This is a genomic window from Streptomyces globisporus C-1027 (genome assembly GCF_000261345.2).
Taxonomy (GTDB): domain Bacteria; phylum Actinomycetota; class Actinomycetes; order Streptomycetales; family Streptomycetaceae; genus Streptomyces; species Streptomyces pakalii.
In genome coordinates this window covers 5,524,152-5,545,194 of record NZ_CP013738.1, presented here as the reverse complement: position 1 = coordinate 5,545,194, position 21,043 = coordinate 5,524,152, and the positions used below count along the sequence as shown (strand labels likewise).

General features: G+C 72.2%; 19 protein-coding genes and 1 tRNA gene. 5 read left to right on the top strand and 15 right to left on the bottom strand.

All coding sequences use genetic code 11. The features are described 5' to 3' along the window. Window positions 1-28: 28 nt before the first annotated feature. Window positions 29-442 (bottom strand): response regulator, encoded by a 414-nt coding sequence (locus WQO_RS24585; RefSeq protein ID WP_010060196.1) that lies wholly within the window; start codon window positions 440-442, stop codon window positions 29-31. A 185-nt stretch (window positions 443-627) separates the two neighbouring features. Here WQO_RS24585 and WQO_RS24580 point away from each other — a divergent pair. Beyond that, a tRNA-Arg gene (locus WQO_RS24580) sits at window positions 628-699 on the top strand. Between the two features lie 121 nt (window positions 700-820). Here the strand turns inward: WQO_RS24580 and WQO_RS24575 are convergent. From WQO_RS24575 to WQO_RS24535, 9 genes are all read right to left on the bottom strand, one after another. Beyond that, the gene (locus tag WQO_RS24575) at window positions 821-1,693 is read right to left on the bottom strand and encodes an aspartate racemase/maleate isomerase family protein (RefSeq protein ID WP_010060197.1); all 873 of its coding nucleotides are present in this window, start codon (window positions 1,691-1,693) and stop codon (window positions 821-823) included. Further along, a complete protein-coding gene (locus tag WQO_RS24570; protein WP_010060198.1) occupies window positions 1,690-3,213 on the bottom strand; it encodes an MFS transporter in 1,524 nt (507 codons plus the stop codon). Before WQO_RS24570 ends, WQO_RS24575 begins: the two co-directional genes overlap by 4 nt. Before the next feature lie 123 nt (window positions 3,214-3,336). Further along, window positions 3,337-4,056, bottom strand: a complete 720-nt coding sequence (locus tag WQO_RS24565; RefSeq protein WP_010060200.1) for an HAD family hydrolase — start codon at window positions 4,054-4,056, stop codon at window positions 3,337-3,339. Beyond that, window positions 4,053-5,033, bottom strand: a complete 981-nt coding sequence (locus WQO_RS24560) for a pseudouridine-5'-phosphate glycosidase (RefSeq protein ID WP_010060202.1) — start codon at window positions 5,031-5,033, stop codon at window positions 4,053-4,055. The genes WQO_RS24565 and WQO_RS24560 overlap by 4 nt, the downstream gene beginning before the upstream one ends. A 77-nt stretch (window positions 5,034-5,110) precedes the next feature. Beyond that, the gene (locus WQO_RS24555; RefSeq protein WP_010060204.1) at window positions 5,111-5,815 is read right to left on the bottom strand and encodes a transglutaminase-like domain-containing protein; all 705 of its coding nucleotides are present in this window, start codon (window positions 5,813-5,815) and stop codon (window positions 5,111-5,113) included. Window positions 5,816-5,869: 54 nt separating this feature from the next. Beyond that, window positions 5,870-7,009 carry an acyl-CoA dehydrogenase family protein gene (locus tag WQO_RS24550; RefSeq protein ID WP_010060205.1) on the bottom strand — a complete coding sequence of 380 codons (1,140 nt, stop codon included), beginning with the start codon at window positions 7,007-7,009 and terminating at the stop codon, window positions 5,870-5,872. Window positions 7,010-7,153: 144 nt separating this feature from the next. Beyond that, window positions 7,154-7,528 (bottom strand): ectoine synthase, encoded by a 375-nt coding sequence (locus WQO_RS24545; protein ID WP_010060207.1) that lies wholly within the window; start codon window positions 7,526-7,528, stop codon window positions 7,154-7,156. A gap of 69 nt (window positions 7,529-7,597) precedes the next feature. Next, complete coding sequence (locus WQO_RS24540; protein ID WP_010060209.1) at window positions 7,598-7,864, bottom strand: acyl carrier protein; 267 nt, start codon at window positions 7,862-7,864, stop codon at window positions 7,598-7,600. Beyond that, window positions 7,861-9,327, bottom strand: coding sequence for an AMP-binding protein (locus tag WQO_RS24535; protein ID WP_010060210.1), 1,467 nt, complete (start codon window positions 9,325-9,327; stop codon window positions 7,861-7,863). The genes WQO_RS24540 and WQO_RS24535 overlap by 4 nt, the downstream gene beginning before the upstream one ends. A 517-nt stretch (window positions 9,328-9,844) precedes the next feature. On the opposite strand from WQO_RS24535, the gene WQO_RS24530 reads away from it, so the two are divergent. After that, the gene (locus WQO_RS24530; RefSeq protein ID WP_010060211.1) at window positions 9,845-11,152 is read left to right on the top strand and encodes an IS701 family transposase; all 1,308 of its coding nucleotides are present in this window, start codon (window positions 9,845-9,847) and stop codon (window positions 11,150-11,152) included. 133 nt (window positions 11,153-11,285) lie between these two features. On the opposite strand, the gene WQO_RS24525 is transcribed toward WQO_RS24530, so the two are convergent. After that, complete coding sequence (locus WQO_RS24525) at window positions 11,286-13,370, bottom strand: helix-turn-helix domain-containing protein (protein WP_010060212.1); 2,085 nt, start codon at window positions 13,368-13,370, stop codon at window positions 11,286-11,288. Window positions 13,371-13,654: 284 nt separating this feature from the next. Here WQO_RS24525 and WQO_RS24520 point away from each other — a divergent pair, with 284 nt between their 5' ends. Both WQO_RS24520 and pabB read left to right on the top strand, forming a co-directional pair. Beyond that, window positions 13,655-14,551, top strand: coding sequence for a methyltransferase domain-containing protein (locus WQO_RS24520; protein WP_237274162.1), 897 nt, complete (start codon window positions 13,655-13,657; stop codon window positions 14,549-14,551). 69 nt (window positions 14,552-14,620) lie between these two features. After that, window positions 14,621-16,795, top strand: coding sequence for an aminodeoxychorismate synthase component I (gene pabB, locus WQO_RS24515; protein ID WP_010060214.1), 2,175 nt, complete (start codon window positions 14,621-14,623; stop codon window positions 16,793-16,795). On the opposite strand, the gene WQO_RS24510 is transcribed toward pabB, so the two are convergent. Next, window positions 16,792-17,745, bottom strand: coding sequence for a transaldolase family protein (locus tag WQO_RS24510; protein WP_107115837.1), 954 nt, complete (start codon window positions 17,743-17,745; stop codon window positions 16,792-16,794). The genes pabB and WQO_RS24510 overlap by 4 nt on opposite strands. 104 nt (window positions 17,746-17,849) lie before the next feature. On the opposite strand from WQO_RS24510, the gene WQO_RS24505 reads away from it, so the two are divergent. Continuing rightward, entirely contained in the window at window positions 17,850-18,323 is a 474-nt protein-coding gene (locus WQO_RS24505) for a GNAT family N-acetyltransferase (RefSeq protein WP_010060217.1), read from the top strand. 67 nt (window positions 18,324-18,390) lie between these two features. Here the strand turns inward: WQO_RS24505 and WQO_RS24500 are convergent, their stop codons facing one another. The 3 genes from WQO_RS24500 to WQO_RS24490 form a co-directional block, all read right to left on the bottom strand. Continuing rightward, window positions 18,391-18,951 (bottom strand): hypothetical protein, encoded by a 561-nt coding sequence (locus tag WQO_RS24500; RefSeq protein WP_010060218.1) that lies wholly within the window; start codon window positions 18,949-18,951, stop codon window positions 18,391-18,393. Window positions 18,952-19,210: 259 nt separating this feature from the next. Beyond that, on the bottom strand, window positions 19,211-19,534 hold the full coding sequence (locus WQO_RS24495) for a hypothetical protein (RefSeq protein WP_010060219.1): 324 nt from the start codon (window positions 19,532-19,534) through the stop codon (window positions 19,211-19,213). A gap of 114 nt (window positions 19,535-19,648) precedes the next feature. Continuing rightward, window positions 19,649-20,950: a serine hydroxymethyltransferase gene (locus tag WQO_RS24490; RefSeq protein WP_010060221.1), complete on the bottom strand. Its 1,302-nt coding sequence runs from the start codon at window positions 20,948-20,950 to the stop codon at window positions 19,649-19,651. Between the last annotated feature and the right edge of the window lie 93 nt (window positions 20,951-21,043).

Genomic DNA, 21,043 nt, shown 5'->3' with positions numbered 1-21,043 from the left:
GGGCAGCCGGTCCCGGCCCGCCAGCCGGTCAGCCGGCGGTGCTCCCTGCCCGCCCGGCCCCGCGGCGCCCATCCGCCGATGCCTCTTCCTCCCCGGTCACCAGCCGGCGCATGATCCGCACCAGTTCACTCGGCTCGAACGGCTTCGCCAGGAACGCGTCGACCCCGGCCGCCACACCGGCGTCGACCTCATAAGGCGTACAGGCGCTGATGACGGCGATGGGAAGACGGCGGGTGCGGGGGTCGGAGCGCAGCCGGGTGGCGGTCTCCAGACCGTCCAGCCGGGGCATCACGACGTCGAGGGTGACGGCGTCGGGGCGGACTCTCCCGACCAGGTCCAGGGCCTCGACACCATCGGCCGCGGTCACGACCTCGAAGCCCTCCAGCTCGAGATTGACCCTGATCAGCTGCCGGATGACCTTGTTGTCGTCGACAACAAGCACGCGGCCGTACGCCCCTGACACCCTTCGAGAGTAGGTCGGCCGGAGGGGCGGCGTCCGGGTTTTGTCCACTTCCGCCCCGGACGGGTGGCCACCGCCTTCGCCCGCCATGGCGGCGGAATACCTGTTCACGGACACCCCGAGGGAGCTGGTAGTGTTTCACCCGTCGCAGAGCAACACCGCGATTCGCCCCCGTAGCTCAGGGGATAGAGCATCGGCCTCCGGAGCCGGGTGCGCAGGTTCGAATCCTGCCGGGGGCACCGTAGTTCAGGTGCCACAGACCCTCTGATCAGGCAGTACGCCGGATCAGAGGGTCTTTTGCTGTGTGCCTTCGTGCCTCCATGTGCCTTCCTGCCGGACCCGCACGGGAGGCCGCCGACCTCACACGGGGGTCCGCACCGGCGTGGTCTCCGCGCCTCGTTCCCCGCGCATGCGCCGGGTGAAGAGAGTGCCGTGCAGGGTCGGATCGGCGGTGGGTACGGTGGCGTACGGGGTGCTCCGCAGGGCGTGCCACAGCACGGCCTGGTTTGAGGTGATCACCGGCACGCCCAGCGTCTTCTCGAGGGCAGCGACCGCCCCCTGACCGGGGAACCCGCTGCCCGGTATCAGGACGCTGTCGAAGGTTCCGGCCGGGGCGGCGCGGTAGGCGTCGGCGACCTGGCGGTGGACCGCGTCCGGGGCGATCGTCCAGTGGGCTCCCGCGTCGAAGGCGTTGTACCGCGTGATGGTGTCCCACGGGGAGGACAGGGCGAACTGGACGATCCGGTCGCCCGCCACACCCGCCGTACGCAGGTACGCGTCGGTGGCCCGGAAGGTCGGTTCGGTGAACCAGGGCGGCATCACGACGAGGGGCCGGGTCACCGCGGTGGCGGTGAGCGCCTCGGTGATGGCGGTGGCCGCCGTGTGCACGGGTGTGCCGTGGGCGTGGCGTGCGGCCGCCGCGGCGAACGCGGTGTCGAAGCCGGGTCCGCCGAAGAAGCTGCTGGAGCCGAAGCAGAGCGTGATGCTGTCCACCCCGGTCCTGCCCAGGTGGTCCAGCCCGCGGACCACGTCCGGGGCTTCCGCGAGGGCGAGGGCCGGGCTGCCCACGTACTCGGTGTCGTCGGCGCGGGGGCACTCGAAGCGTGCGGTGTGGACGGACACGCCCGCGGGTGCCATGCGCCAGATCTCCGTCTCCGGCACCGGATCGTTGTGGATGACCAGGAGGCCCAGCCGGGGTGCGTGGTCCACCGTGCCGTGCGCGGTCGCGGTCATCGGCCGACGCTCCCCGTCGCGGGCGGCTCGCCGGCGAGGGACCGTTCCGCGTGGTCGCGGCCCGTGCCGTCCTCGATCCGGTGGGCGGGCGCGTCCTGGGCGGCCTCCTCGTCCGGGGCGGGCGCGGACGCCCTGCCCGACGTGGCGGTGAATCCGGTCCAGGCGAGGGCGGCTCCCGCGACGGCCAGTCCGGCGGCCAGCAGGAAGGCGGCGCGGAAGGCGCCGTCCCCGATGTCGGTGCCGAGCACCAGCACCACGACGGCCACTCCGAGCGCGCCGCCCGCGTACTGCGTCGTCGTCATCATCGCCCCGGCCACACCCTGGTTGTGGTCGGCGACGTCACGCGTGCCGCCCACGAACATCGAGGTGTAGATCATGCCGTGGCCGAGCCCGCTCACCACCAGACCGGGGAGCAGCGCCGTGAGGTAGTCGTGCGAGGAGGTGGAGAGGCCCAGCAGGATCAGTCCCGCCGCGCCGATGGCGAAGGCGAGGGTCAGCGTGCGCCGTACGTCCAGGATGTTCAGCAGTCGGCCGGCGAGGACGTTGCCGAGGGTGATGCAGGCGGCCAGCGGCAGGAAGGCGATGCCCGCGGCCAGCGGCTCGTACCCGCGGCCGTCCTGGAGGAGCAGGGTGACCAGGTAGAACTCGACGCCGGCCACGCTCGCCATGTAGAGGGCGGAGGAGCCGCAGCCCACGACCAGGCTGCGCGTGCGCCGGAGCACCGGTGCCACCAGCGGCTGTCGGCTGGTCCGTTCCTGTACGACGAACAGGGCGAGCAGTGCCGCGCCCACCGCGAGGCTGATCAGGGTGGCGGGGGCGGTCCAGCCGGAGTCCGCGGCCAGCGTCAGGCTCAGGGCGAAGACGAGGACCGTGGCGGTGCACAGGACGGCGTTGATGATGTTCAGCGGGACACGCTTGCCGCCCTCGGCACGGGCGGGCAGCAGCCGGGGGGCGGCCAGCGCGCACACCACGGCGAACGGCAGGTTCACGAAGAAGGTCCAGCGCCAGGACACCGTGGTCAGCAGCCCGCCGATGACGACGCCCGCGGCCAGCCCGCTCGCGCCCACCGCACCCCACACCGCGAGGGCCCGGGTGCGTTCCCGGCCTGCCGGGAAGGTGGTGTTGACCAGGGCCAGGATGGCGGGCTGGAGTGCCGCGGCGGCGACGCCCTGGGCGCCTCGGGCGATCAGCAGCAGGGAGGCGTCCCCGGCGAGTCCGCCCAGGAGTGAGGAGACGCCGAACAGGACGAGCGCGGCGATGAACATGTTGCGTGCGCCGAGCCGGTCGCCGATCCGGCCTCCGGCGATCAGGAATCCGGCGAAGAACACCGAGTAGGCGCTGACGACCCATTGGACGGCGCTGCCGGACAGGTTCAGCTCCGCGCCCATGCTGGGCAGGGCGACGAAGATGACGGAGAAGTCGAGGGCGATGAGGAACTGGGCCGCGGAGAGGGTGAGCAGCCCTCCCGTCAGGCCTCGCTCGGCCTTCGTCGTCGCGGGAGGGGGGTCGGCGTGCTGCATGGTGAGCCACTTCCGTTCGTGCGTGGGATGCGTGGGATGCGTGGGGGTGGATGCATGTGCGGGGTTCGTGCGTGGGGATGCGTGCGTGGGGTTCGTGCGTGGGGAGCAGAAGGTGAGGGGTTGTCAGGGGAGCGGTACGGGGGCCGCGCGCGGGGCCGGGGCGGTGGGCCGCGGGGGTTCCTGGCCCAGGCCGCGGGCCAGGTCCGCGACCGTTTCCACCACCTGTACGGCGCCGGAGGCGGTGAGCTGACGCGCCGACGCTACGCCGTAGGTGACGCCGATGGCCCGCATGCCCGCGCCGGCGGCCATCCGCATGTCGTCGACGGCGTCGCCGACCACCGTGCAGAGGTGCGTGGGGGTGCCGATCCGTTCCGCCGCGAGGAGCGCCAGGTCCGGGTGCGGTTTCCCGCGCTCCGCCATGCCGTGGCAGATGATGGCGTCGAACTGGTCGACCAGGGCTGCCGGTTCGAGCAGTTCCATGGCGCTGGGAAGGATCTTGCTGGTGACGACGGCCGTCCGGTAGCCGCTCCGACGCAGGGTGCGCAGGAGTTCGGGGATACCGGGGAACACCAGCGCCGCGGCCTCCGGCACCACGGTCCGGCGGAACAACTCCCGGAAGAGGACTACGGCTTCCGCCACCGGGGCGCTGTTCTCCGGGCTGCCCGTCAGATCGGCGAAGACCGCGGTCAGCGGACGGCCCACCGTAGCTCGGACACGCTCGTCCGGCACGTCGCCGTGCCCGGTCTCGGCCAGCACCCGGTGCAGGGTGCCCGCGATGGCTCCCGGCGTGTCCAGCAGGGTGCCATCGAGGTCGAAGAGGATCGCGGGGCGCTCGGCGCTCACCGGGACTCCCCCGCGCGCTCGGCCAGTTCGAGGGACATCTGTACGGCGAACTCACCGGCGAGGGTGGCGGTCGACAGCAGCACCGCGCGGTTGGCGGCGGAGGTGCGCCCCTCGGTCGCTTCGGCTATCGCCTTGAGGAGGTACGGCGTGATCGCGGGGCCGCTGACTCCCGCGGCCTCCGCCAGCGCGGTGGCGTCCGCCAGAGCCGCCTCGATGTCCGCGGTCGGGATGCCGTCCGCTTCGCTGATGGGGTGGGTGACGAGCAGGGAGGTGTCGTTGCCGACCTGCCAGTGGGTGGCCGCCACGGCGGCGATCTCACGGAGGTCGTCGATGCGGTGCGGGTTGCGGACTCCGGTGCTCACGCTGAGGTAGGCGGGGAAGTCGTCGCAGCGGTAGCCGATGACGGGGATCCCCGCGGTCTCCAGCCATTCCAGGGTCCACGCCGGGTGCAGCATCGACTTGGCGCCCGCGCAGACCACGGCGGTGCGGCTGCGGGTGAACTGCACCAGGTCGGCCGAGATGTCGAAGCTCTGCGGGGCGTCCCGGTGGACGCCGCCGATGCCCGCCACGGCGAACACCGGGATACCGGCGAGATCGGCCGCCAGCAGGGAGGAGGAGACCGTCGTCCCGCCGGCGCCGCCGCCCGCCAGGGTGAGGCCCACGCCCCGGGTGCTGACCTTGGGGATGGAGGTGTCGGTGGCGAACTGCTCCAGGCGGTCCTTGTCCATACCGACGAGGATCTTGCCGCCGAGCAGGGCGATCCGGGCGGGGACCGAGCCGGAGGCGCGAACGGCCGCGTCGATGTCGAGTGCCAGGTCGAGGTTGGCCGGGAAGGCCGGCCCCTGCGGAATGGCCGAGGACTCCAGGGCGACGACCGGCCGTCCCTCGTGCAGCGCCTCGGCCACCTCCTCGTCGAGGACCAACAGGTCGGGGTCTGCGGCAAGGGCGCGGTGCAGGGCGGTGGTCACAGCGGTCATGGTGGGACTCCTTTGGATCACAAGTCGTTTCGGAAAACGGGGAGTTGCGTGGACCCGGGCGAGCGAGGTCCGTGGCTTCAGGCCTTGACGGCGGGCTCGGCCTCGTCGGCCAGTGAGCCGCCCGACACGGTCCCGTCCCCCTCGACGAACCGGGGGTGGGAGCGGCGCATGGAGGCCATGACGAACGCGTAGGGCAGGTCGTCGAAGGCGCCGTGGTCCTTCACGAACTCCATGGCCCCGCCCTCCTGGCCGTACGGGTGGTGGAGGCTGTCGCCCCGTCCGTCGAACTCCAGCGCCTGCATGCCGTACAGCTTGCAGAGCAGCTTGTTGAAGACCGGGGTGGCCTTCACCCAGGCGCCCTCCAGGTGGACCTGGGTCAGGCCGTGGAAGAAGACGTCGCCGCCGATGTGGGCGAGCAGGCGGGGCGAGGCGAGATGGTTGCGGACATCGCCGTAGACCAGCCGGGAGGGGATGCCCAGGGCTCGTACCGCCGCCGCGTACAGGGCGGACTTGTGCAGGCAGAAGCCGGAGCGGGCGAGCGCTGTGCTGGAGGCCCTGAGGCCGGTGGCGGACAGGTCGGCGCCGTAGACCTCGTAGTCGACGGTGTCGCGGACGGCGTAGTACAGCTTCACCGCGTTGGTGCGGCGGTCGGCGGAGCGGTCGTCGACCACGTGGTCGATGAACTCCTGGACGGCGTCCGTCTCGTAGTCGAGGAAGGCGGTCGGCCGGGTGAGGTGGACGTACGGGTCGAGCGGGGCGGGGGCGGACAGAGGGGAGGTCATGGCGGTCCCGTGGGTCGGGCGGCGCGAGGCCGGGTGGCAGGGGCGGGGGCCGGATCAGAGGCCGAGGAGCGCGGCGATGCGGTTGCGCTGGATCTCGCTGGTGCCGGAGTAGATCGTTCCGGCGACGGAGTTGCGCAGGTCGCGCTCGACGCCGTGGGCGGTGAGGACGCCGCGTCCACCGTGGATCTGAACGGCGTCGAGGGCGGTGCGGACGTTGGCCTCGGAGACCACCGTCTTGGTCGAGGCGAGGTCGAGGGAGGCGTCCTGCCGCTCCTCCACCTTGGCGCCGGTGTCCCGCAGCCACTTGCGGGCGGTCTCGACCTCGATGCTCATGTTGGCGATCTTGTGGGACACGGCCTGGTAGCTGCCGATCGGCTTGCCGAACTGTTCGCGCTTCCTGGCGAAGGCGATCGTCTCCTCGAGACGTCGGGTCATCTCGCCCAGGGTGATGGAGAAGGCGAACAGCACCTCGCGCTTCATCACGTAGTCCAGGACCCGGAATCCCGCCCCTTCCTTGCCGACCCGCTGGGCGACGGGGACCCGCAGACCACGGAAGTCCAGGGTGCCGATCGGGCTGGTGCGCAGCCCGATCTTGTCCATGGCGGGACCCACGGTCAGACCGGGCGTGCCCGCCTCGACGAGCAGGCAGGTGAGGCCGAACGGGCCGGGGTCGCCCGTGCGGACGTAGAGCAGGAACAGGCCGGCCACCGGCGCGTTGGTGATGAACATCTTGCCGCCGTCGACCACGTAGTGGTCTCCGTCCCGCACCGCGGTGGTCGCCGTGTTCACCGCGTCGGAACCGCCGGACTCCTCGGTGATGGCGTGCGCCGTGATCGTCTCGCCGGAGAGGATGCCCGGCAGGTGACGGCGCTTCAGTTCTGCGCTGCCGAACCGCTGGAGGGGGACGCCCACGGAGACCATCTGGGTGGAGGTGGAGAAGGAGAGGCCCGAGTCGCGAGACACGTACCCGAGGCCCTCCAGCACCCGCATGGTGTCGGTCAGCGACCTTCCATGGCCACCGTTCTCGGTGTCGAACGGGGTGCGCAGGATGCCGGACTCGCGGACGGCCGACCACTTCTCGGGGGAGAGGACGGCCTCCCGGTCCAGTGCGTCGAGGTCGGTGTTGAGCCGTTCGGCCCAGGGGGTCATCAGGGTGAAGAGGTCGTCGGGGGGCGCGTTCGGGGGGCGGGGCATGGGGTTCCTTCGGCAGGAGGGGCGGGGGTCCGTCGGGGCGCACGGCACCGGGGTGCGCGGCGCCCCGACGGCGGGGAGATGGGGTGCGGCCCGTTCCTGGCCGGACGCGGTGGGTACGGCGCCGGTCGCAGAGGGGCGTACGGCTCAGTACTGGGAGAAGCCGTCCTCGGAGAGCGTGTGCTTCTCGTTGCCGACGATCGGCGGGTTGAAGACCGATATGAGGTGCAGGTCCTCGTCGTCGGAGGCCACCAGGTAGTGGGGGTCGTGCTGGTCGAGGGCGTAGATCATGCCGGGCAGGATCTTGTGGTGGGTGCCGTCCTTCTCGACGACCTCGCCCGAGCCGGCCACGCAGAAGCAGGCCTCCAGGTGGTTGCGGTACTGGAGGGCGCTCGTGGTGCCCGCCCGCACCAGCGTGACGGCGACGGCGAAGCCCATCTCGTCCGCCTGGGTGAGCAGTCGGTGGCTGGTGCCGTTGCCCCACTGGACGGGAACGACGTCGTCGACGCTGCGAATGATCATGGGGAACTCCTTGAAAGGTGAGGAAGGAAGGGGGGAAAGAGGGTCCGGCGTGCGCGGAGGACCAGGCGGTCAGACCGCCAGGGCGCGCGAGTTGGCGCCGATGAACGCGGTGATGGCGGCGATGCTGCGGAAGTCGGCGGGACCGAAGTCCAGGTCGTCGACGGGCAGTTCGTAGAGGCGTCCGATGTGGGAGACCATCCGGACCAGACCCAGGCTGTCGATCACTCCGTTGGCGATCAGGTCGTAGTCGTGGGTGAGGTCCGCGCAGTCCTCGCCGTCGAGGAACGTGGCCACGATGTACTCGTGGATCTCGGCCGCTATGTCGGTGCTGGTCATGCTGACTCCTTGAGGCGATCGGCCTTGATCAGGCTTCGGTCGGGCTTGCCGGTGGACGTGCGGGGCAGAGGGGCCTCGGTGAAGCGCACCGAGGACGGGATGGCGTGGCGGGGCAGGTGGCGGCCGGCGTGGGCGCGCAGCCCCAGTCCGGTGAGGCGGCTGGCGGGGCGGCGCACCACCTGGGCGTGCAGGCGTACTCCGGCCTGTTCGTCGGGAAGGGCGACCACCACCGCCTCCGTGACGTCGGGGTGGGAGGCGATGACGGTCTCCACCTCCAGGAGGTTGGTGCGCACGCCGCGGATCTTGACCTGCCAGTCGGCGCGGCCCTCCAGGTACAGCAGGCCGTCCGTGCCACGGGTGACGAGGTCGCCCGTGCGGTAGTAGGGGTGCCCCTCGATCTCGGTGAACGCCTTGGCGTTGAGGGAGGATTCGAGGTAGCCCCTCGTCTGGAAGGGGGTGGTGACCAGCAACTCCCCCATGCCGGGCCCGGAGAGCCGCTCCCCTTCGGGGGTGAGCAGCTCGGCGCGTACGCCGTCGACGGGGCGGCCGATGGGCAGCCGGCCCTCCCAGGCGGCGGGCGAGAAGGAGTGGATGAAGGAGTCGTTGGTCTCCGTGCAGCCGAACACGTTGTGGAAGCGCGCCCCGGGGAACGCCGCGGCCAGCGGGCGCAGCAGTTCCGGCCCGAGGGCCTCGCCCGTGGTGACGACCTGGCGGACGGTGGGGAAGGCTGTGCCGTCGCCGGTCAGCAGCCGGTGCAGCAGGGGAACGCCCTGGACGAAGGTGACGGTGTGCGCGGCGACCAGGTGGCGCAGGTGCGGGCCGTCGGCCGCGCGGTCCTGGTCGACCAGGACGACCCGGGCCCCTTCCCGCAGGAACGTCCAGACGTCCAGCAGGGCGAGGTCGAAGTTGAGCGGGGCGTAGGAGAGGCTCGCGTCGTCCGCCGTGAGGCCGAAGTCCCGTGCGGCCCAGTCCGCGAAGGCCGCGAAGCCGTCGAGGGGAATGGGCACGATCTTGGGTGTGCCGGTCGAGCCCGATGTGGTGAGGAGCAGCCGGGTGACCTCGGGGTCGGGCGTGCCGAACCGCGAGGCGTCGGCGGCGTCCTGGGCGACCGGCTCGGCCGAGATGACACCGTTGTCGGTGACGGCCAGCAGGTGGGAGGCGCGGGCCTGGCGGCACAGCCGGTCCCGGGCCGCGCCGCCCAGGTCCGGAGACGGCGCCAGCACCACCAGGCCTTCGCGGAAGGCCGCGAGCATCAGGGCGAGGGTCTCCGGGGACTTGTGGGCCGGAACGCACACGGTGTTTCCCGCGACCGGTCCCAGCCGGCCGAGCCGGTGGCGGAACGTGCGTACCGTATCGGCCAGTTCCCGGTAGGTGACGGTGCGCCGGTGGCTCACCAGCGCGACCCTTTCGGGTCTGTTCTCGCCGTGGGCGAGAACGGCATCGACGAGCTGCGGTGACGGCATGGAGGTTCCCCTGTCGGATCGGATCGCGTGGAGCGGTGGGAAGCGGCGCTTCGGTGCTGTACAGCGGGGCGACGGTGCCGCGCTGTGGAGCAGGTCGTGCGGACGTTCTCCCGTGACCTCTCCGGTGCGGTACCGAGCGGCCGGGTCGTCGGGCCCGGCGCTGCGGTGGGTTGTTCGGTCATCACCATGCGAAGCGAGCGGAAGCCCTCACAAGCGGTGTCCCGGCTTCTCGTCAGGTCCGGCGGACTCCGTCAGATACGCCGACTTCGTCAGGTCGCGCTCCGAGCGGTGCGAGGGACGGCATGTGCCACGGGGTGGTGCCCCCACCACACCTCCAGGCCTCCCACGGGCCCGCGGAACCGGATCGGACCGGCCCCCATGGTGGTCCGGCCACCACCCGCACGCCGGATGGGGTCGCCGTGACACCTCTGCCCGTCGCCGCCCGGGCGGGCAGAGTGACGGTCATCGGGAGAGGCAGCGAACAGGACAGGGCGGGAGAGCCATGAGCAGAGCAGTGATGTCGGGCCGCGCGGCCGGGCCGGGTCTCGGCCGGCTGGAGGTCGTGGAGCCGACGGACACCGTCACCGAGCTGTTGGCCGCGCTGATCTCTCCGGTCCTGCGCCGCAGGGACCAGCGCAGGCGGGCCGAGCAGTACGTACGGGGGCTGCTGTCGGTGGACGGCCGCAAGTCGGTGCGCAGGATCGCCAGCAGTGTCGGCGGGGGCGCGGCCGAACAGGGCCTGCACCACTTCGTCGCACACTCCACCTGGGAATGGAACGCCACGCGCGAGCGGCTCGCCCGTCATGTCCAGGGGGTGATGCCACCCCAGGCCTGGGTGGTGCAGCCGGTGTCCATTCCGAAGGTGGGCGTCCATTCGGTGGGCGTGCACCGCCGGTTCGTCCCTCACCTGGGCCAGGCCGACAGCGGCCAGCAGGCGTTCGGCGTCTGGTTCGCCGCCGAGGACATGAGCGTGCCGGTCAGCTGGCGGCTGCACCTGCCGGGTGACTGGGTGCACGACGAGGAGCACAGGAGACGGGCCGACATCCCCGACTCGGTGGTCGAGGAGACGCTGGAGGAGTGTGCTTCGGCCTCGGTGCTGGGCGCCGTGCTCGGTTGGCGGGTCCCGAGGGCGCCGGTGGTGATGAGTGCCGCGGGCCCGGACGTGGGAGGCACGATGCAGCGTCACCGCGCCGCCGGACAGCCGTTGTTGCTGCGGGTGTCCGGGACGACGGGGCTGACCGTGGCCGACCCGTCGATGCCCGGGCACGGTGCGGGGCGGGTGAGCGCGCACCGTATCGCCGCGTCGGTGCGGGCGCTGCGCCGTCCCGTCGGGTGGCCGGTGCCGGGCGGCGCACCGGGCGAGACCGGCCGCTCCTTGGTGGTGGCCGCGCGCGTGGTGCTGCCCGCCCCGGGGCCGCGGGCCTCCCGCGCGGACGCCGGGCAACCGACGGGGCTGCTGCTGGCGGAGTGGCACGATCCCGACGGGCCACCGGCCGGGTTCTGGCTCACCGAGATGGCCGACACCCCGGTTCCGGCGCTGGTGCGGCTGGCCAGGCTGGCCGAGCGGGTGGCCGGGGACTTCGCGACGCTGGGCGACCGGGTCGGCCTCCGGGACTTCGAGGGCCGGTCCTTCACGGGATGGCACCGCCATGTCACGCTCGCCTCGATCGCGTACGCGGCCATCGCTCTCGGCGGCCGCGACCCGTGGCCGGGGCCGGAGGGTCTCGGTGGGCCCGGGCCGTCGGCCGGCTTCGGAGCGCCGGTGGGTCTGGGAGAGCCGACAGGGCCCGGCCGGGTCGAGGCGCTGTTCGCTCCGACCGGCTGAGGCCGGTTGCGGGTGTCCGCCGGCCCGGAGGTCACCGCTGCGCGCCGCCGGTCCTCAGGGTTGCGCTGCGGTACGCGGCGCCGGTGTCGTCACGGATACGCTGCGGTACGCGGCGCCGGTGTCGTCACGGTACTCACGGGCCCGGACGGGAAGGCGGTCCGCCCTCGGGCTCCAGCACCTGGCGAGCGCGTTGCAGACGCAGGGCGAGTTGCACCTCCAGGGCACGGGCCGGCTCCTGCCAGTCGCTGCCGAGCAGGTAGGTGATCCGTTCCAGGCGCCGCGACACGGTGTTGGGGTGGACGTGCAGCGTCTCGGCGGCCCGGGTCGGGCTGTTGCCCGATGTGAAGTACTCCTCCAGGGTCCGCAGCAGCTCGGTCGCCTGCTGACTGTCGTAGTCCAGCACGGGGCCCAGCGTCGAGGCGATGAATCCGCCGACGTCGTGCCGCTCCGACAACAACAGCCCCAGAAAGCCGAGTTCCCGCTGGGAGGCGGCGCCGCCCGTGCCGCCCAGAGCGGTCAGTGCGTCCAGGCAGCGCTGTGCCTCCTGGTAGGTGCTCCGTACGGCTCCCAGAGCGGTGACCGGTCCGGCGGCTCCCGCGGTGACGGGGTGGGCGAGCACCACGGACAGTTCCCGGGACACCGTCTGCCCGGCGGCGGTGGGATCGTCGCCCGGCACCAGCAGCACGATGTGTTCCCCGTCGACGTACTTGAGTCCCGACAGCTGATGCACGTAGGACGAGGCCCACACGACCGCCCGGCCCTGCGCGCCGCCTTCGGGGCGGGCCACCACGACGACATGCGGCTGGGCGAGGTTGACGCCGAGCCGACGGGCCCGGGTCGCCAGTTGCTCCGGGGAGAGTTGGGAGGCGAGCAACTCGTGGAAGAAGTCGTCGCGGACGTGTGCCTCGGCCACCACGGTGCTGCGCTGCATGAGCATCAGTACGCCGACCGTCTGGGCGGTGAGCGCCATCAGCCGTCGCCGGTCGTCCTCGGCCGGCCCCGGCCCGTGGACGACGAGGGTGCCCAGGTGCTCCGAGCCGCCGGTCACCGCGTGGACCCACACCTCGGTGTCGTCGTCCGCCGTGCTCTCGCAGCGGATCGGCTCTCTGCGCGCGTAGGAGTCCAGGGAGGCCCGCACGAGTGCGGCCTCGTCGACGGACAGCGGCCCTCGTCCGGTGGTGCCGTCCCCGGTCTCCGTATCGGCGCTCCTGGCTGCGGACGACCGCCCGGCGGAAGGTTTCGGCACGCCCGGTGAACCGCCACGCGCCTGGCCGGTGGCGGGCGCCGGGAATCCCGCGGTCCGTTCCAGATCCTTGCCGACCGCGTCGCGGACCATCAGTTCCGCGCCGAGTTCGCCGGCCGCCCGCCCGAGCAGGGTGTGCAGGTCGCCGCCGTGGAGGATCAGGTCGATCAAGTCGCTGTGGATCCCGTGCAGTCGGGCGGCGGCGGCCGAGCGCCCCCAGGCCCGGCTGGTGTCCTCCTCCAGCTCGGTGACCTCGCTCCGCGTCTGCTCCAGCAGGCTGGTCCGTTCGATGGCGACGGCCGCGAGGTCGGCCAGTGAGCTCATCAGGGATATCTCGTCGGGCACGAAGTGCCGGATGTTGCGGTCGGCGGCGTAGAGGACGCCGAAGGAGGAGTCCGCGTGACGCAGCGGGACGGCGACGATGGCCCGGAGCCCTTCGACCCGCACGACGTCGTCGATGACGGCGGCGTGTTCGAAGGACTCGTCGCGTAAGTAGTCCGAGGTCCAGAAGGGGGCGGAGCCCTGCCGGGCCTGTCTGCCGACGCCGCCGTCGCTCGGTACCTCGAAGCCGACAGTGATCGCCGAAGCGTTGCCGTCGGCGGCGCGCACGCGTGACAGCGCGCCGGCCGAGTCGTGCAGGCTCACCCAGGACATGTCCAGACCGAGCAGCAGCCGGGCCCGCCGGGTGATCACCTTCAGCAGGGCGTCCAGGTTGTACGGGAGCGTCAGGTCACGGGCGGTGTCCACCAGGGCGGACAGTCCCGCCTCCCGCTGCTGGCGCCGGCCGAACAGCCGGCGCACGCTCAACGCGTGGTCCCTGGCCTCGCCGAGCCGGGCGAGGGCATCCGCCGGGGCGCCCTCGGCCGCGGCGCGGCGCACCGGTTCCTCGAACCGCTCCACCGGCGCCTCCTGCGCCAGCAGTTCCAGCATGCTCAGCGCGTGGCCGTCGAGCGAGCCGTCCGCATCGGGCGACATGACGTGGTCCCTCCCAGGAGGCCGCAATTCCCCTCAGGCACAGGTCATATCCCCGGGCCCTTCCCCCATCGAGGCCTCGAGGAACGTAATCCACATCTCATCAGGTGGTCAACACCACTTGACCGCCGTCACCGGAGGTCACAGCGGTTACGGGTGACGAGATCACCACCCCGCCGGGCGGACGGTGTCGTCGCATCACCTTCCGGCGGGCACCCGCGCCGGACCACGCTGTGCATGCAGGCGTTGCAGAGAGTAGCGCCGTCGCCGAGGAAGAGGTGGGGTCCGTGTCAGCCGTACCCGTCGCATCCGTCGTCTCCGCGCCCAGGGCAGTCGTGCCCGCACCGGCCGGTCCCGGTACCGCTCCCATCCTCGGGTGCCCCGGTGAAGCCGAGGCACACCAGGTGCGGAGTTTCACCAGATCCCTGAACCGCAGCCGCCAGTCGCTGACCCGCGCCGACCGTCCCCGCACCTTCGTCCTCGGCGGCCGGGAGTGGGATCTCCTGGACGAGGTCTTCGCCCCGGTCTACTCGCCCTCGACCGGCGTGGGCCTGGACTTCCTGGGACTCAACGACCCGCGGCCGGCGGACACGGACCCGGAGGAAGCGGCGGTCACCACCGCCTTCGCCCCGGAGGTGTCCGGCAGGCGGGGCTCGTTCCTGGAGATCGGCTGCGGAGCCGGAGTGATCGCCGTGACGGCGGCCCTGGCGGCCCACGGTCCGGTGGTGGCCTGCGACATCAGCCCCCAGGCAGTGGAGAACACCGTGCGGAACGCCGAACGGCACGGCGTGCAGGACCGGTTGAGAGCCGTGTGCGGCGACCTGTTCGGCGGGCTGGACGACGGCGAGCGCTTCGACACGGTCTTCTGGAGCTCGAACTACGTCCTCGGCCCCGCCGACTACGTCTACGAGTCGGTCCACGAGCGCGCCTACGTCGACACCGGCTACCAGGCCCACCGGCGCTACCTGGAGGAGGCGCCGTGCCGGACCACCGCATCGGGCGCGGCCCTGCTGCACTTCAGCAGCCGGGGCGACGTCGCCCTGCTCCACCGCATCGCCGCGGAGAGCGGCCGCGAGCTGCGCACCCTGGCCGCCTGCCTCGTCCAGGAGGGCGAATACGGCAACGACCTGGTCGAGCACCTGCTGTTCCAGATCCTTCCCGCCCCGCGCTCCCGTCGAGCCTGAGCCGGCGCGCCGCGAAGAGACACGCCCCCCGTGCACGTAGGCCCCGAGCAAGGGAAATCAGACACCGTCATGCGTTCGCTGCTCGTCGACAACTACGACTCCTTCACCTACAACCTCTTCCACTACCTGGCCCGGGTGGGCGGCCAGGAGCCGGTCGTCGTCCGCAACGACGACCCGTCGTGGCATCCGTCGCTCCTCGAAGGGTTTGACAACGTAGTCATATCGCCCGGCCCCGGCCATCCCGTCCGCTCCGCCGACTTCGGCATCTCGGCGGAGATCATCGACCGCTCCTCCCTTCCGCTGCTGGGCATCTGCCTGGGGCACCAGGGGATCGGCATCTCCGGGGGAGCGAGCGTGCGCAGGGCGCCGGAGCCCCGGCACGGCCGCACGTCGCCCGTACTGCACGAGTCGCAGGGCCTGTTCGCCGGGCTGCCGTCCCCGTTCGAGGCGGTGCGCTACCACTCGCTGACCGTCACCGACCTGCCCGAGGAACTGGAGGTCACCGCGTGGACGCCGGACGGTGTGGTGATGGGACTGCGCCACCGGGACCGCCCGCAGTGGGGCGTGCAGTTCCACCCGGAGTCGATCCGCAGCCAGTACGGTCATGAGCTGCTCGCCAACTTCGACCGCTTGACCCGGGACTACCGGAGCGGTAACCGCGCGAGAGTTCTCCTGCACGGCGGAAACCCGGCGCCCGTCGCCCGCCGCGACCCGGCCGAACCCCGGCGCTCCCTGCGGGTCCTGACCGCCGAGGTACCGACCGGCTGCGACGACGAGACGGCCTACGACCGGCTGTTCCGTGGCGGCGACCACGCGTTCTGGCTGGACAGCAGCCGTCACGACGGCGGGCGCAGCGGCCGGTTCTCGATCATGGGCGACGCCTCGGGTCCGCTCGCCAGGGTGGCGACCGCCGATGTGTCCGCCGGAACGGTCACGGTGCGGTCGAACGGCCCGGGGTCGCCGGAGACCGTCAGGAGCGGGTTCCTCGCATGGCTGGACCGTGACTGTGCCGCGCTCGACACCGATGTCCCGCCGCTGCCCTGCGACTTCGCCCTCGGCTGGACCGGCTACCTCGGTTACGAGTTGAAGGCCGAGTGCGGCGGGGACGCCGTCCACCGCTCCGAGGAGCCCGACGCCGCCATGGTCTTCGCGGACCGCGCCCTGGTCGTGGACCACCTCACCGGCACCACCCATCTGCTCGCCCTCGCCGAGCCCGGAACCGGACGCGACGACGACGGGGAGGAGGCCGCCCTCGCCTGGCTGGAGCACACCCGCTCCCGGCTCTCGGCCCTGTCCGGGGCGGCCCCGGCGGCTCCCCCCGCGGCTCCCGCCGGCTCCCCGGAGATCCGGCTGCGTCACGACCGTGCCGCCTACCTCGGCCTGATCGCCGCGTGTCACGAGGAGATCGCGGCCGGCGAGAGCTACGAGATCTGCCTGACCAACATGGCCGAGGCCGACAGCACCGTCGACCCGTGGGAGGCGTACCGCCTTCTGCGCCGCACCAGCCCCGCCCCGTTCGGCGCCCTGCTGAGCTTCGGTGACGTGTCGGTGCTCTCCACCTCGCCCGAGCGGTTCCTGCGCATCTCGGCGGAGGGGCACATCGAGTCCAGCCCGATCAAGGGCACCCGCCCGCGCGGCGCCACCCCCGCCGAGGACGCCGCCCTCGCCGCGAGCCTGCTCACGGACGAGAAGGATCTCGCCGAGAACCTGATGATCGTGGATCTCGTACGCAACGATCTCGGCCGGTGCGCGGAGGTCGGTTCCGTCCGGGCCGACGACGTCTTCCGGGTGGAGACGTACGCGACCGTCCATCAGCTCGTCAGTACCGTGACCGCCCGCCTCCACCCGGACAGCACCCCGGTGGGATGCCTCCGCGCGGCCTTCCCCGGCGGCTCCATGACGGGGGCGCCCAAGATCCGCACCATGCAGATCATCGATCGCCTCGAAGGCGGCCCGCGCGGGGTGTACTCCGGGGCGATCGGCTATCTGTCGCTCTCCGGTGCGGCCGACTTCAGCGTCGTCATCCGTACGGCCGTGGTCACGCCCGGCCGGGTGCGGTACGGGGTGGGCGGGGCGATCGTGGCACTCTCGGACGCGGCGGCGGAGTTCGAGGAGACGGCGGTCAAAGCCGCCCCTCTCCTCGCCCTGACTGGCGCGGCCTTCCCGGACCGCGCGGCCCTGTCCGCACCGCCCGTCGGAGAGCGGCCGCCCGTTCCGGAGCGGCTCGTTGTGCCCGCCTGCTAGGGCCTGTCGTCGCGCGGCAGGCGGCAGTTCGACGACAGGCCCTGGCGATGGCGGCGCAGCAACTCCGCGCCGACCGCCGCCACCTGGACGCCCTGCCCGGCCAGGGCGTCCAGGGCGCGAGCCGCCGGTGCGTCGCAGCCCAGGAGGGTGTCTCCGCGCAGACCGCCCCCGACGGCCGCCGCCTCGGCCATCTCCGCGGTGAGCGCGTGTCCGGTGTTCCAGCCGACCAGCGCCGGGATGTGGCCGGAGCCCGTATCCGTCCACACGAGCTTCGGCAGGCGGGCCCCCGCGCTGCTCAGGGCCCGCCACCGCGCCCCGGCCAGCCGCTTCTCCCTCAGCCGGTAGATCAGCTGGGCGGTGGCCGGCCCCGCCGTACCGTGCAGGGTGTGCGGTTCTCCGCCCGAGAGCCGGGTGAGGCGTACGTCGACCTCCGCGTCGAGAACCCCCACGGCGCAGGAGGCCGCCACCACCGGCGCACTCGGTTCGACGCCCGCCGACAACGCCCTCTCCAGGCCGGTGAGCTGGGCGTCCAGCACCTCTGCGTACTGCTCGACCGTGTAGCAAGGGGAGGAGTCGACCGAGATGCCTTCCTCGAGGCATCCGACCAGGGCCCGGATCCCGGTGGCGTCAGCCGGCAGGCCGACCAGCAGATTCGGCCGGTCGACCCCGCCCCGCAACACCCGGGCGGACGCTATCCAGTCGCCGGGCGACGCTTCGCGGCGGTCGGCCGGCGCCCCCACCGGCATGCTCACGAATCCGTCGACGTCGCGCAGGACGTCGCAGGCGGCCCGCACCGCGGCGAGTGGCGCGCCGGGCGACATGCGCATACCCCGCCACCCCTGCCGGGTGACCTCGGGGCCGGGAGGCAGCGCGTCGTCCCACACCAGCCAGGGGTACACCCCCTCCGCGGCGAGGTCGGCGAGCACGCGGCCGGCTTCAGCACTGATCATTCCTTGAGGCTAGGGACAGGACGCGGGACGCGACACGCTCCTTACCCGACGCCGTCAGGTCCCGGCCGACTTCGTCAACTCCCGCCGGGGTGCAGAATCCTCGCATGGACATCGAACCCGTCGCCTGGGACCACCCCGACGCCGCAATGCTGCGCGCCCGGCAGCGCGCCGAGATGGCCGAGCGGTACGGCACCCCTGACAGCGAGTCGGGCAGCGCGCCTTCCGCATCCGACATCGCGGTGTTCGTCGTGGCCCGGACGGCCGACGGAACCGCCGTCGGCTGCGGCGGGCTGCGCGCCCTGGACGAGCGGTCGGGCGAGGTCAAGCGGATGTTCGTGGTGCCGGACCGGCGCGGCACCGGTGTGGCTCCCGCCGTCCTGGCGGCGCTGGAGCAGTGGGCGCAGGCCAGGGGCTGGACCCGGCTGCGGCTGGAAACCGGCCCCGCGCAGCCCGACGCCGTCCGCTTCTACACGCGCTCCGGCTACCGGCGGATCCCCAACTTCGGTGCGTACGCCCAGGTGCCTGACTCGCTCTGCTTCGAGCGCCTGCTCCCACCGTCATCCGTACCGGCCCCGTAGCGGCACCCGCGTGGCCGGGCGAGGGCGAGCGACGTGTGGTCCGGCTCGCCCTCACAGCGGGACGTGATCAGAACTTCCCGTCGACCGGGATCCAGCCGGACCAGGCCTCGGGCTGGTAGAACTTGCCGGTGTCGCCGTCGTAGCGCAGGACGCGCAGGCGTACGTTGCCGGTCTCGCGGTAGTCCTTGTTGCAGGTCGCCCAGGTGTTCACACCGAGCTTGTTGACGCAGACCTCCGCGGCGCGCCCGTAGTCGGTGTAGACCCCGACGGCCGCGGACATGCCGTCCTTCTTGGTGTCGCCCGCCCAGACGATGTCGCCGTTGTGCTGGAAGCACCCGCTGGTGCCGTAGACGGCGGTCGCGCCCAGGCAGGTGTTGGACGGCGGGGCGGCCTTGGCGGCCATCGCGCCCGCCGGTCCCGTCGTCTCGTCCTCGTCCGCCGGGAAGGGGATCTCCGCGCCGGGTTCCGTGGCGAGGCCTTCGACGATCTGCACGTCGGCGGGCAGCTGGATTTCCACGGGGGTCTCCGGGGCGTCGTCGGCGAGCGCCGGCGTCGCGGTGACAGCCGAGAGGGCGAGTGCCGACGCCCCGGCGAGAACGCTCAACTTCGAGCGCCAGTTTTCACGCATGCTTCACTACCCCCGCGCCTGACCTCTGTAGCGAGATCATCAATTATCAATTGTGAACAGGCTGTGAGACTAAGAGATCGCTGTGACGGAAGGAAGGGCCCTGTGACGCAAGTGGTCAGCGGTGCCTGTGATAAGGCCGACGATCCCGGCGGTCGCACGGACGCCGACGGCGGTGCGGTACGCGGAACGGGAGGGCGGGCACACCGTCGTGTGCCCGCCCTCCCGTTCCGGTTCCCTCACCCGCTCAGCGGGAATGCGCTCACGGCAGGGTGGGCGGCTCGGCTGCCCGCTCGCCCTCGGTGACTTCGGCGAACGAGGGGTCGACGGCACACTCCGCCGGAATGTCGGCGGCGGAGCGGGCGCACTTCTCGGGGCCCGCCACGCTCTGCTCGTTCAGCTCGGGCGGCTCCGTCGCGAGCTTGCCCGTCTCGATGTTCTCCGCGAGACCTTCCACGGAGGCCGGTGCGGTCGGGGCGGCGGGCCGCTCGGCGTCCGCGCTGCCCGGCGAGGACGAACAGGCCGCCAGGCCCGCCGTGGCGCACAGGACGAGGGCGGCCGAGGCCGCGGCGGTACGAAGTCGCATGGAAATCCCCCCTACGCGGATGCCCGGACACCCGGGTCATCAGTCGATCCACGGTGCCACAGAGGGAGGTTGGGCGGGCGGAGATCAGGTGAAGAAGGCGCACAGAGTGCCTCGTCAGCCGACCGGCAGCCCGGGTGCCGGATACGCGTCCAATAGCTCCTTCACCTCTCCCCGTACCTTCCTGATCGCCGCCTCGTCGCCCGTGCGTGCCGCGTCGACCGCTGTGGTGATCCAGGTGGCGACCGTGCCCATCGCGGAGGCGGGGACGCCCCGGGAGGTGAGGGCCGGGGTGCCGATCCGGATGCCTGAGGGGTCGAAGGGCTTACGGGGGTCGTAGGGGACGGTGTTGTAGTTGACGACGATGCCCGCGCGGTCGAGGGCCTTGGCCGCGGTCTTGCCGGGGACGTCCTTGTTCGTGAGGTCGATCAGCACCAGGTGGTTGTCGGTGCCACCGGAGACCAGGTCGAAGCCGCGCGCGGCCAACTCCTCCCCCAGGACGCGGGCGTTGGCCACGACCTGGTGGGCGTAGGAGCAGAACCCGGCGGTGGCGGCCTCGCCGAGGGCGACCGCGATGGCGGCCGTGGTCTGGTTGTGCGGGCCGCCCTGGAGGCCGGGGAAGACCGCGCGGTCGATGGCGCGGGCGTGTTCGGCGGTGGAGAGCAGCATCGCGCCGCGCGGGCCGCGCAGGGTCTTGTGGGTGGTGGTGGAGACGACGTCCGCGTGACCGGCGGGCGAGGGGTGCGCACCGCCCGCGATCAGGCCGGCGATGTGCGCGATGTCCGCGACCAGGACGGCACCCGTCTCCCGGGCGATCTCCGCGAAGCCCGCGAAGTCGATCGTGCGGGGAACGGCCGTACCGCCGCAGAAGATGAGCCCCGGCCGTTCCGCGAGGGCCAGGTCGCGGACCTCGTCCAGGTCGATCCGGCCGGTGTCCCGGCGGACCCCGTACCGGACACCGCGGAACCAGCGGCCGGTGGCCGAGACGTCCCAGCCGTGCGTCAGGTGGCCGCCCATCGGGAGGGACATGCCGAGGACGGTGTCACCGGGCTGGAGGAAGGCCAGATAGGCGGCGAGGTTGGCCGGGGAGCCGGAGTACGGCTGGACGTTGGCGTGGTCCATCCCGAAGAGGGCCTGGGCACGGCGGATCGCCAGGGTCTCGACCTGGTCGATGACCTGCTGGCCCTCGTAGTACCGCTTGCCGGGGTAGCCCTCGGAGTACTTGTTCTGGAGCACGGTGCCCGAGGCTTCGAGCACGGCGGCGGAGACGTAGTTCTCGCTGGGGATCAGGCGCAGGGTGTCGGCCTGGAGCTGCTCCTCCGCGCCGATCAGGGCGGCCAGTTCCGGGTCGGACGCGGTGAGGGCCGGGTGGCGGGGCGTGGTGGCGGGGGCGGTGCCGATGGTGGACCGGGTGGCCATGGAAGACGTCCTTCCGGGTCGGCCGCTGTACGCGGCGTGGACCCGGATGCCCAGGCGGACGGCTCTCCGGAGATGACGCCCCGGGCACGCCCG

Bases quoted from the DNA above. Each gene is read 5' to 3' on its own strand.
- WQO_RS24530 (WP_010060211.1), top strand. From the start codon at position 9,845: ATGTCGGGCCGCGCGGCCGGGCCGGGTCTCGGCCGGCTGGAGGTCGTG.
- WQO_RS24525 (WP_010060212.1), bottom strand. From the start codon at position 13,370: ATGTCGCCCGATGCGGACGGCTCGCTCGACGGCCACGCGCTGAGCATG.
- WQO_RS24545 (WP_010060207.1), bottom strand. From the start codon at position 7,528: ATGATCATTCGCAGCGTCGACGACGTCGTTCCCGTCCAGTGGGGCAAC.
- WQO_RS24510 (WP_107115837.1), bottom strand. From the start codon at position 17,745: ATGATCAGTGCTGAAGCCGGCCGCGTGCTCGCCGACCTCGCCGCGGAG.
- WQO_RS24575 (WP_010060197.1), bottom strand. From the start codon at position 1,693: ATGACCGCGACCGCGCACGGCACGGTGGACCACGCACCCCGGCTGGGC.
- WQO_RS24535 (WP_010060210.1), bottom strand. From the start codon at position 9,327: ATGCCGTCACCGCAGCTCGTCGATGCCGTTCTCGCCCACGGCGAGAAC.
- WQO_RS24555 (WP_010060204.1), bottom strand. From the start codon at position 5,815: ATGACCTCCCCTCTGTCCGCCCCCGCCCCGCTCGACCCGTACGTCCAC.
- WQO_RS24490 (WP_010060221.1), bottom strand. From the start codon at position 20,950: ATGGCCACCCGGTCCACCATCGGCACCGCCCCCGCCACCACGCCCCGC.
- WQO_RS24500 (WP_010060218.1), bottom strand. From the start codon at position 18,951: ATGCGTGAAAACTGGCGCTCGAAGTTGAGCGTTCTCGCCGGGGCGTCG.
- WQO_RS24560 (WP_010060202.1), bottom strand. From the start codon at position 5,033: ATGACCGCTGTGACCACCGCCCTGCACCGCGCCCTTGCCGCAGACCCC.
- pabB (WP_010060214.1), top strand. From the start codon at position 14,621: ATGCGTTCGCTGCTCGTCGACAACTACGACTCCTTCACCTACAACCTC.
- WQO_RS24570 (WP_010060198.1), bottom strand. From the start codon at position 3,213: ATGCAGCACGCCGACCCCCCTCCCGCGACGACGAAGGCCGAGCGAGGC.
- WQO_RS24505 (WP_010060217.1), top strand. From the start codon at position 17,850: ATGGACATCGAACCCGTCGCCTGGGACCACCCCGACGCCGCAATGCTG.
- WQO_RS24540 (WP_010060209.1), bottom strand. From the start codon at position 7,864: ATGACCAGCACCGACATAGCGGCCGAGATCCACGAGTACATCGTGGCC.
- WQO_RS24550 (WP_010060205.1), bottom strand. From the start codon at position 7,009: ATGCCCCGCCCCCCGAACGCGCCCCCCGACGACCTCTTCACCCTGATG.
- WQO_RS24495 (WP_010060219.1), bottom strand. From the start codon at position 19,534: ATGCGACTTCGTACCGCCGCGGCCTCGGCCGCCCTCGTCCTGTGCGCC.